Genomic DNA, 10542 nt, shown 5'->3' with positions numbered 1-10542 from the left:
AAGCATATAATAATTAGACACCGATGTCGTCCTCTCTCATCAAACAAAATGTGATCTTGGTTCAGCGTGGGTGTAATTGATGGCCTAGAGTAAAAGCACTATCGGAAGAGTGGTCGCGTAAAACAACACAGCCAAGGCATTGACGGTGTCCTTCATAAACGTTTCATTAAAACATTAAGATAGTGTTTTAACTGATTGTCGACTCACTAGTGCAGGTTGCATTTCGAACACTTGCTGCTGAGTATCGTTATTGGCAATTCGCGCGAGCAAGAGCTTAACGGCTGTTTTGCCTAGACGGCGTTTGGGCTGGTGAATGGTTGTCAATGGTGGCGAGAAATACTCGGTGAGATCAATATTATCGTAACCAATCACCGATATATCATCTGGCACTTTTAAGTTATGTTCGTTAAACGTGCTAATAGCCGCCAATGCCATAATGTCATTAAAACAAAAGATAGCGGTTGGACGGTCTGACATTGTCGCCAATTGCTTTGCGGCAATTTGCGCTTGATCGGCTTCGAAATCCGCCTCAATCAGCCAATTTTCATTTACTGGGATGTTGGCTTCTTTTAACGCACGGAAATAACCGTTTAAGCGATGCTTACAGGTATTTTTATCCATTTGGCCGGAAATACAGCCAATTTTAGTGTGTCCATTATCAATAAAGTGTTTGGTGGCAAGGTAACCGCCTAATTCAGCGTTATCTTCTATACGGTCTGTATCGATATGGTGACTGCCCCAATCCATCACGACCATAGGCAGATCGCGTTTTTTTTCTAATAACAGCATCAAATCTTCGTTGAGATCAGAGCACACCACAATGAGTCCGTCGACGCGCTTTTCTGACAACATACGCAGGTAGTCGCGTTGCTTTTCAAGGTTACCCTCGGTATTGCAGAGAATCAGCGTGTAGCCTTGCTTATAGCAATAGTCTTCCACACCGTGAACAAGCTCGGCGAAAAAGGGGTTGGTGGATTTGGTCACCAACATACCCAGTGTTCGTGTTGTGTTGCATTTCAAGCTTCGCGCCACAGCACTTGGGGCGTAGTTTAATTCTTCAACCGCTTGCCATACTTTCTCAGTCGTCTTCTCTGCGACAAAGCGGGTTTTGTTTATTACGTGTGACACCGTCGTGGTCGATACACCGGCGAGACGCGCGACATCTTTAATCGTTGCCATCTTGATTCTTCTTTGTAGTAATGCGTAGGGATCGTTACTCGCGACCTTACAGAAAAACGCCGCTGTTCGTCAGCGGCGATGTCTTTCACAATCCCGGCACATCAGACGGTTGCGAAGGTAACGAATCCGATTTCATCCATTCTCATAGCTAATCGGTTGCGCTCTCAGTTTACTTAGGTTGGCGCACACTCGCAATTGGTCTGATCAGCGAAAATGGACCAACAGACGGTTTTGTGAGCCAGCTATGATGTATTTGTCAATTAAGACACGATCAGTGGGCAGTTATGCTCTGGGTGCGTCAATACGGTCAGAGGGTATTGGTAGATATCTGCCACTCGATCACTACTAAAACACTGCCACGGATCGCCGGATAGGACGATTCGACCTGCTTTCAGAAAATGTAGTTGATCGGCGTATTGCGTCGCCAAATTCAGGTCGTGCAACACTACGAGTACTGTCATCCCTTGGTCAGCGAGTGCTCGACAGCGCTTCAAGGTGTAATGTTGATGGGTAATATCTAAGGCCGAAGTGGGTTCATCCAGCATTAATATTGCTTGATCCGGCGCGGTTTGTGCTAGCTGTAATGACACGCGCGCCATATGCACACGTTGTTTTTCACCGCCAGATAAAATCGGGTACGGTCGATGAGCAAGATGACTAATATCCCATGCCGTTAGTTGCTCGTTGGTAAGGGCCGCGATTTGTTCCCGGTTTGCCTTTAGTGGTGTCGCCCCCATCTCGACCACTTCTTGTGCTGAGAATGCAAACGTGAGCCCGCTATGTTGGGGAAGAAAGGCAACTCGCCGGGCAAATTCTTCGCCTTGCCACTGGCTTTTGGACTGTTGCCAAAACTGTACACTGCCACGCTGATGTTTATCGCTAATCAATTGTTTCAACAGTGTACTTTTCCCCGCACCATTGGGTCCGAGTAAAACGTGTAACTGGCCGGCAGTAAAGGCGAGATCAATCTCGCTTAGCAGTTGACGACCGTTAAGCGCATAGCTGAGCTTGGAGACTTGAAGGGCAGGATCTGTCATTCGTGAACCACTGCTTTTCGTTGTTGGATAAGAAGCCATAGAAAGAAAGGAGCACCCATTAGGGCGGTAATAATGCCAACCGGCAATTCGGCGGGTGCGACAATGACACGGGCCACAATGTCGGCCAAGGTCAGTAACAGGGCACCAAGAATGGCTGATAAAGGCACCAGTGTGCGATGATCAGGGCCGGTAATTAATCGTCCAATGTGTGGGATCACTAGACCAACAAAGCCGATAAGACCGGCAGCACTTACCGCAATGCCCATCCCCGCAGCGGTCACAACAATGAGTAGGCGTTTCAAATGGTGCACATCAATGCCCAAATACGCCGCTTCGTTTTCACCGAGCAAAAGGGCATTTAAGTGGCGTGCGCGCTGGTAGGCAAATACCGTGAGCAAGCATGCAGCGATGCCAGTGAGAACAATTTGTCCCCAAGTCGCACCGGTCAGCGACCCCATCGACCAAAGGGCGATATCTCGCAACGTTTGATTATCCGCGACATAGTTGATCAAGCCTAATGCTGCGCCGGACAAAGCACTGATCGCAATGCCCGCGAGCAACATGATGGTCACCGAACTGCCCATGGCCGTTGTGCCAATTCTGTATACAAACAGGGTCGCCAGTAGTGCACCGATAAACGCAAAGGCTGGCACCGAAAACACAAAGCTAGCCTCGATACTGCCCCAAGAGAGCAATAGCAAGCCCAGTGCACCTCCTAATGATGCGCCGCCAGAGACACCGATAATACCCGGGTCAGCGAGCGGGTTGCGGAAAAGCCCCTGCATCAAAGTGCCGCAAACGGCGAGCAATGCACCGATAAAAATACACAGCAGGGTTCGAGGTAATCGAACTTGTTGAACGATGGCGAGTACATGCGGCTCAACATTGTCATGCCAAGGGGTTAAGCTCTGTAAACTGGTCAGCCAGCCGAGTTGCCATTGCCCCACCGCAATAGATGTTATCCCTACGACGATAAGTGCGACCATTAGCGCCGGAAAAACATGCGGCTGTGAAGCTCGAAAAGACGCTTGCATTAGTCGTTCTCTCCAACGACGGTGCGCTGAATACGAATGGCTTCATCCAGTGATTTCAGGCTAAGCCCTCCCACTAACACACTGCCGTCAATTGGAATAATTCGCTGCTGTTGGAATGCGCGCGTGGCATTGAGTAAAGGCACGGCATCAGCGAGTCCTTCAACACCGCCTAGCTGATCAATAGAACGTCGCATGACCAAGATAAAGTCCGGATCAAAGCCAAGTAACGCTTCTGGCGACAGTGGTTTATAGCTACTGAGCGCCGCGGCGGCAGGGTTAGTCGCGCCCATCAGAGACAAAAAGGTATTCGGTGAGGTATTGGCACCCGCGACACTGGCAGGACGTCCTTGGTGAACCAAAAGAAAGACGCCTTTGAGCGCGGTTTTGGGGGCATGCGCTTTCAATGTCGCAAGCTTGGTGTCTATATCGGTCAGTAAGGCTACGGCTTTGGATTCTGTGTGAGTCAGGCTCGCGACTTTGTTAATGCTTGCTTTGAGTGTCTCGACGCTGGGTTCACTAGACAGTCGAGCCACGGTTACCCCTGATGCTTGGATTTTCTCCAAAACCGGTGTAGGGCCCATTTCATCAGAGCCAATGACTAAGGTTGGTGATAAAGACAGCACACCTTCGACGGCAAGTTGGCGGTGGTAGCCGACATTAGGCACTTCTTTGTTCGGAAGATGGCTGGTGACATCAATGCCAACTATCTGTTCTGTCGCGCCTAATTCAACCAGTAAGTCTGTTACACCAGCCCCTGCGCTGACTATGCGTGGTGATGCTGTGACGGAGAGTGAGAGTAGTGCAGAGACGAGGGCAAGCAGTCTAACCGCGGCAGTTGCCATGATGAATTCCTTTATTTATTAAACCAGTCAATGTGAGTGCAATGCTCGACGTCTGTCCATTACACACTGTTAGCGAATGGGAATGTAATTATGAGTTACAAACCTAATTACGAGCAATTATCGTTTACATTGCCATTAATGATCAATACAATCCTGCCAAATTGTTCATGATTCTCATTTTGATTGGCTCAATAGGAAGACCCATGCTGGTAAAAACGGACGTCTCAGAAGTATTGACTCCTTCTACGATCAAGCTTGCTATCGGTGCTGCCCTTGGCACATTGGCATTTATTCCTTCAGCGTTAGCGGATACGCAAAACACGGCGGATTCGTCGTCAGACGTTATATCGGTGTATGCGAGCCGCATTGACGCACAAAAAGCGAACGGCGCTGCTGCTGTGAGCACGGTATCACTCGAAGAGATTGAAAAGCGGCAGGGAACCAGTGTGGCGGATCTGATTCGCCATTTGCCCAATGTAACCATTGCCGGTGGCGGGCGAGATGAATCACAAGCCATAGTGATTCGAGGGCTCAGTAGTGATAACGGACGCGTGGTCCAACTGATTGATGGTGTACGCCAGAATTTCTCTCTGGGGCATCGCTCAAGCTTGTTTATCGACCCGGAGTTACTCAAGACTGTTGATGTTGTTCGCGGTCCCGCGAGCACAGTGTGGGGTTCAGGAGCGATTGGTGGGATTGTTGCGCAAAACACCAAATCTGCTCAAGACTTCTTGGATGCTGACCAAGATATTGGTGGCTACTTGAAGCAAGGTTTCCACAGTAACGACAATGCATCGCGTACGAGTGGCGCTGTATTTGGGCGCACGGATAAGATTGATTGGCTAGTGCAGAGCTATTATCACGACGCTGATGACAATCAACTGGGCAATGGTAAAGCTTTATCCTACTCCGCGAGTCGTGAGAAAGGAGGACTTGCGAAGGTCACTTATACACCGTCTCTTGTGCACCAGTGGACTTTCTCGGCGCGCCAAGGCGACCGTGATGCCATGTCACCGTCGAATCCCTCGGTTCAAGATCCCTCAAGCAACTACCCATTGGTGTATCGCCAAACTCAAGACCAAAGCCTTGCTGTAGCGTATCAATACACACCAATGAATGACTGGGTTGACCTTTCATCTCGTGTCTATTGGAACGATACGCAAATGCAAGAATATCGTGTCGTAACCGATGAGCATGATGACAACCAAATGCAAACCTTAGGATTGTCACTCACCAATCGTGCTCAATTCAACGATATTGAATTTATCGCAGGATTTGATGGTTATCTCGATCACTACCAAACTCAGCGTGACGATAAAAGTGCGCCGGGAGAGCGTCCTGAGGGACAAGATGCGAAAGCGCGAAGCATTGGCGTGTTTGGCCAGCTAGAGATTCCGCTTGCAGAAGCTTGGCAATGGACTGCCGGTCTGCGGTTCGACGATTACAAAAATGAAGACACGCGAGCAACATCAACCATTGAGGACGCCAGTGACAGCCAATGGTCACCATCCACTGCACTGACGTGGAATGTGACCGAACAGTTGGCGTTGACGGCAAGCTATCAGGAAGCTTTTCGCGCGCCAAGTTTAGAGGAAATGTATGCCAGTGGAACCCATTTTGTGGTGCCGATGGGACCTTCAAAACTGATTAACCGTTTTGTCCCTAATCCAAACCTTAAGCCTGAACAGAGTGCAAACAAAGAATTAGCGCTGACCTATCAGTTTGCTCCGATGGCTTATCTGGATAGTGGCTATATCGATGCGCGTGTTTTCCGCAATGATGTCGAAGATTTTATCGAAATGAACGTGGATTTTATGGGAGCGACTACCACCCGCCAGAATGTAAGTAATGCCAAATTAGAGGGAGTTGAGCTGAGCTTCCATCATGAATATGGTCAGTTTAAAAACGATTTGAGCTATAGCCAAATGGAAGGCAAGGATAAAGCGGATGGCCGTTACTTGGAGCAAATTCCCGCACATAAACTGGTCGCGGAAACGGATTATCGTTTAGCGACGTTACCGGTGAACTTGGGTGCGCGAGTGTCTCATTACGCGGATCAAGACGAGAACCCCGATCAGAAGACCTATGACGGTTATACCTTGTGGGACCTGTATGCAAGCTATAGCCCTAACGGTGCTTGGGATGGTGTGAAATTTGACCTCGCGATCGAAAACCTCACCGATGAGTATTACACCACGGCGTGGTCTCAAGTCGCATCACCGGGTCGTGATATTAAACTCAACGTTCGCTATCAATTTTAATCAAACACTAAACATGGGCAGGGTTGTCCCTGCCCAACAGAAAACGATAACAATAGGCTGGGAGTAAACCATGACAACTACATTGACCGAGCAAGTCAATGCCTTACTCACCGAGAACGCCTCCATGCTGCCCGCGGATATGGCGAATACGCTGGGTATCWGTGAAGGTGAGGTGGTACGCGCGATGCCATCCGAGTATCAAACCTGGGTAGATGGGCAACACGCCGAAACGGTGTTAAGTCAAGTGGCCGAGTGGGGCGGTCCGGTGACCGCGATCGTGCATTCTGGCGGCTCGATATTTGAAGTGAAGGCGCCTTTCCCTAAAGGCAAGATCGCTTATGGCTACTACAACTTAATGGGAAAGCCGGGCGAAATGCATGGCCACCTAAAGCTAGAGCGCATGGCGGGTATTGCATTTGTCAGTAAGCCTTTTCGCGGCAARGTAACCCACTACATCGGCTTTTTCACCGAACAAGGTGAGTCAATTTTCAAAATTTACTTGGGGCGTGACGAAAAGCGTCAGCTTCTTGAACATCAGATTGAAGCCTTCAATCAACTAAAAACACAGTTGGCAACCTCTCAATTGACAGAATCGGAGCAATAATCATGGATCAAGCTACTAAACAAGAACGCCTACAAAACCGTCTTGGCCCTGAAATTAAAGAATTTCGTGCAAACTGCCGTACCCTGCAGCTTGCAACACTCGACGCGCAAGGTAAACCCAATGTCAGTTATGCCCCTTTTGCCCAGCGCGAAGATGGCTTTTATATCTTGATCAGTGAAATTGCTCGTCATGCCCGTAACCTGCAAGAAAACCCCAACCTGTCTTTGATGATGATCGAAGATGAGGGCAGCGCGAAGCAGATTTTTGCTCGTCAACGACTCAGCTTTGACGCTCAAGCCGAGATGGTGACGCGCAATACTGAGGCGTGGCATGCAGGTATTGAGGCATTGAAAGCACGCTTTGGTGACATTATTGGTAACTTAAGTGGGTTGGAAGACTTCCGTTTATTCCGCTTGGTGCCAGAAAATGGCTTGTACGTAAAAGGGTTTGGTCAAGCGTTCCAAGTAGGCAATGATGATTTGGTGGGAATGGTTCACCTTGATCAAGGCCACCGTAAAGTGGGTAGCGACGAAGACATTAAATCGACCGACGAGATTGCGGTAAACAGTTAATATTAACCACGGCCATTTAGTCATTCACGGCAATGCCTCGCGCATTGCCGTTTTTGTATGCGCGCGCCTCAGTAACAACCGATCTGTGGATATGGTAAAGTGGCGTCTTACGCCAATGTGATAACGAACAACACCATGAACTATATCCCTTTATCCGACTATAAGCGCAAGTGGATCTTCACCCATCAATCATTACCGATTGCGGAGAGCGATCTCGCCGATATTAAACCCATGACGGAGGCCCGTGCTGGACAACTATGGCAAGAGTTTGTCAGCAAAGACAGTCCTACGCCCGATCATTTTGGCAAACAAGATTGGCCAACTCACCAAAGCGTATGGAAAAACCGCTTGGTATGGCAGAGCGCATGGGATAATGATGAGGATCTTCCTGATGAGTTCTTGGCGCATTTCCCCTGGGAGGACAACATTGTGATCTATTTTTGTTACGACAAACACAATGTCGTGGAGTCTCGCTGGGGAATCTTTAAAAAATATTGGAAGAACTTTCTATTCTATGATGATAAACCCATCTTGCTTGGCCGCCGCCGTAAAGAGGTGGCCATGTTTGAGCAATCGGGTGAGGTGGTTATCGGAACGCGCCAGTCTTAGTCGGCATTTAAATTGCATTGTTTTAGGTCATCAGTGAAGTCAGAGTCAATCAGGGACAGGTCATGATTAAAAAGGTGGTTATTTTAAGTGTATCTCTGGCCGTAACCGGCTGCGCGGTGCCGCAGTTTTCTGACTTATGGCGTAATTACAGCACCATTGGCCTTAATGAAGAATTGCGTGGTGCACAACAAGCGCTGGTCCATTGTCGATACGACAACACATTAGATATCGCGCAGCGGTATACTGTGATCGGCACAGACAGAGAGAAAGCGCGTGCATTTGAGCTAATGGGGGTGACCTATGATGAACAGGAAAACACGCATGAGTTCAATCACACCCTGCAGCGCTTTTTGTTCTCTGAGCCCGGCAAGGCCATGAACGAATCGCAAGTGCTGATGCAATGGCGGCAAGCGAGACTGCAAATTGAACATGAGCGGGAGTTGGCCTTGGGCCAAACACACTGTTTACAATCGACCGATCCCCCGAAAACGGGACCACTCAAATAACAAAAGGCAGTCGATGACTGCCTTTTGTCTCTTACCCTGCATCATTGCAATGGGTTAACACGCTTTGAGAATGCTTTCGGCCAGTGTCATCAGGCGCGGATAGGCAAATTCGCTCTGCTGTGCAATGCGGGCTTGCTCTTCTAACACCTCATGGAGAATGTCATGGGTCGTAAGTGGGTTGGCCAATACCACGCGGAAAACCGTGGTGGTGCGACGTTGCCACTGCTCGGGGGTGAGACGCGTCCGTGACACAAAGGTGTTGCCGCACTCTCGCTGACGTTTTTGAATAAATTGGGTCAAATCGTTGAGCAGATCGTGCATCAAATCGACCTGTTCATCACTGGCAATTGCAAGCGCCGCTTGAACACGTTGAGGCACAAAGCGATAGGTGAGTAGGCATAACTCGGGCTCAGAAATCAGCTCATAGTCAGAGTGAGCGTCAATCATGCGTGCAAAATGAGAGGCTTTATCGATACTCTGATCGATCAACAACTCATAACCGCGTCGCGAGATAATGTTCATACACGCGAACACTAGCATCGCCATTCCACTCCGTGAGCCCTCAAGCGTGTGGCTGCCCAAATCCTTTGAACCCTTACGCAAAATGTATTCAGCGTGATGCTCAATCGATGCGACGAGAGACGGGTCTTTAAACAGCACCATACCGGCACCCATAGGCGCATAGAGTTGCTTATGCGCATCAATGGTGACAGAGTCGGCCCGTTCAATGCCCGCCAGCTTATGTCGCTGATTATTCGACATCAAGGTCGCACCACCCCAAGCCGCATCGACGTGGAAGTGGATCCCTTCACGCTCGGCAATGTCTGCGAGAGCATTAAGCGGATCAATGTTGCCTGTTTCTGTGGTCCCTGCGACACCGACAATCGCAATTGGCTTGATATTAGCTTGGTTAAGCTCAACAATTTTCTCTCCCAGTGCATCAATGCAAATGCGGTTATTGCCATCAGCAGGAATAGAAATCAGCTGGTCTCGACCGATGCCTAATACGTCGGCGGCTTTGCCGAGTGAATAATGACCGCGCTCAGACACCAATATGGCCAGATCTTGGTAGCCATAGTGGCGCATGGCACTGAATAGTCCCGCTTTATGAATGCCGGGAAAATCACCGTCTGGTTTCAATACATTGTTACGGGCGACCCAAAGGGCGGTCATATTGGCAATGGTGCCTCCCGAACAAAATGCCCCTAAAGAGTGGTTAGCACTGTGCATCCAGCTTTGGTAGAAGGCATCGTCTTGGCCGTAAATCAAGTTATGCAACATGCCCAAGACTTGACGCTCCAATGGCGTAAAGGCCTTCGATGTTTCGATTTTCACCGTATTTTGATTTAGCCCGATCATAATTTTAGATAACGGCATCAAAAAGTACGGCAGCGCCGATGTCATGTGACCGATAAATCGCGGCGAGGAAGTATGTACAGACTGGGCGACTAATTTATCGAGCAAAAACTGGGTATGGTCGGACACAAACGCAGGGTCTTCAGGGATCGCCGGATCACTAAAGTCACTTTCAATATCCGCCAAAGAGCGATCGCTGGCGGCAATATGGTTTTGCAAAAATCGATTGAGGTTTTGCGAGATCTCTTGCTCGATTTTGCTCAGTGTTGAATCGGGCGCTTCTGGAACAGTAAAAATCCGGTGCAGCGTTTCCGGTGTGGCGTCCGCAGCTTTGTTTTGTGTTGCCATGGAATTCTTCTTTTGTATCTGCTTCGCAGTTCAAGATTGGCCATCATTAAGTGACAGGGTCACTGATGGTCACGAGAGCACTTGCTGAGAAATGGCCACAACATAGCAAAAAAACCGGCGAGCATCAGGCTTTTTTTATCGGCCAGCAAGGTGTTATCCCCAACGCGTAGGGGAGTGAAAGCGAAATGACGTCG

At 49.1% G+C, this 10542-nt stretch carries 10 protein-coding genes; 5 read left to right on the top strand and 5 right to left on the bottom strand.

Translation table 11 applies throughout. From position 1 onward, the window contains the following. Positions 1 to 174: 174 nt before the first annotated feature. The 4 genes from BZJ19_RS05690 to BZJ19_RS05675 form a co-directional block, all read right to left on the bottom strand. Positions 175 to 1179, bottom strand: a complete 1005-nt coding sequence (locus tag BZJ19_RS05690; protein WP_077674905.1) for a substrate-binding domain-containing protein — start codon at positions 1177 to 1179, stop codon at positions 175 to 177. 260 nt (positions 1180 to 1439) lie between these two features. Then, positions 1440 to 2216 carry a heme ABC transporter ATP-binding protein gene (locus BZJ19_RS05685; protein WP_077674904.1) on the bottom strand — a complete coding sequence of 259 codons (777 nt, stop codon included), beginning with the start codon at positions 2214 to 2216 and terminating at the stop codon, positions 1440 to 1442. Further along, complete coding sequence (locus BZJ19_RS05680; RefSeq protein WP_077674903.1) at positions 2213 to 3250, bottom strand: FecCD family ABC transporter permease; 1038 nt, start codon at positions 3248 to 3250, stop codon at positions 2213 to 2215. Before BZJ19_RS05680 ends, BZJ19_RS05685 begins: the two co-directional genes overlap by 4 nt. After that, positions 3250 to 4092, bottom strand: coding sequence for a heme/hemin ABC transporter substrate-binding protein (locus BZJ19_RS05675; RefSeq protein ID WP_077674902.1), 843 nt, complete (start codon positions 4090 to 4092; stop codon positions 3250 to 3252). The genes BZJ19_RS05680 and BZJ19_RS05675 overlap by 1 nt, the downstream gene beginning before the upstream one ends. 203 nt (positions 4093 to 4295) lie before the next feature. On the opposite strand from BZJ19_RS05675, the gene BZJ19_RS05670 reads away from it, so the two are divergent. The 5 genes from BZJ19_RS05670 to BZJ19_RS05650 all read left to right on the top strand — a co-directional run bounded on the left by BZJ19_RS05670 (position 4296) and on the right by BZJ19_RS05650 (position 8644). Beyond that, the gene (locus BZJ19_RS05670; RefSeq protein ID WP_157891162.1) at positions 4296 to 6353 is read left to right on the top strand and encodes a TonB-dependent hemoglobin/transferrin/lactoferrin family receptor; all 2058 of its coding nucleotides are present in this window, start codon (positions 4296 to 4298) and stop codon (positions 6351 to 6353) included. 70 nt (positions 6354 to 6423) lie between these two features. Beyond that, the gene (gene hutX, locus BZJ19_RS05665) at positions 6424 to 6957 is read left to right on the top strand and encodes a heme utilization cystosolic carrier protein HutX (RefSeq protein WP_077674900.1); all 534 of its coding nucleotides are present in this window, start codon (positions 6424 to 6426) and stop codon (positions 6955 to 6957) included. A gap of 2 nt (positions 6958 to 6959) precedes the next feature. Beyond that, positions 6960 to 7529, top strand: a complete 570-nt coding sequence (hutZ, locus tag BZJ19_RS05660) for a heme utilization protein HutZ (protein WP_077458166.1) — start codon at positions 6960 to 6962, stop codon at positions 7527 to 7529. A 135-nt stretch (positions 7530 to 7664) separates the two neighbouring features. Further along, positions 7665 to 8138, top strand: a complete 474-nt coding sequence (locus BZJ19_RS05655; protein WP_069587587.1) for a DUF2947 domain-containing protein — start codon at positions 7665 to 7667, stop codon at positions 8136 to 8138. A gap of 62 nt (positions 8139 to 8200) precedes the next feature. After that, a complete protein-coding gene (locus BZJ19_RS05650; RefSeq protein WP_077674899.1) occupies positions 8201 to 8644 on the top strand; it encodes a hypothetical protein in 444 nt (147 codons plus the stop codon). A 54-nt stretch (positions 8645 to 8698) separates the two neighbouring features. On the opposite strand, the gene panP is transcribed toward BZJ19_RS05650, so the two are convergent. Beyond that, a complete protein-coding gene (gene panP / locus BZJ19_RS05645; RefSeq protein WP_077674898.1) occupies positions 8699 to 10348 on the bottom strand; it encodes a pyridoxal-dependent aspartate 1-decarboxylase PanP in 1650 nt (549 codons plus the stop codon). Positions 10349 to 10542: the final 194 nt, after the last annotated feature.

Source organism: Salinivibrio proteolyticus, assembly GCF_001996165.1.
Lineage (GTDB): Bacteria > Pseudomonadota > Gammaproteobacteria > Enterobacterales > Vibrionaceae > Salinivibrio > Salinivibrio proteolyticus.
The sequence above is the reverse complement of the archived record's forward strand: the minus strand, read 5'-3'. Positions and strand labels throughout refer to the sequence as shown.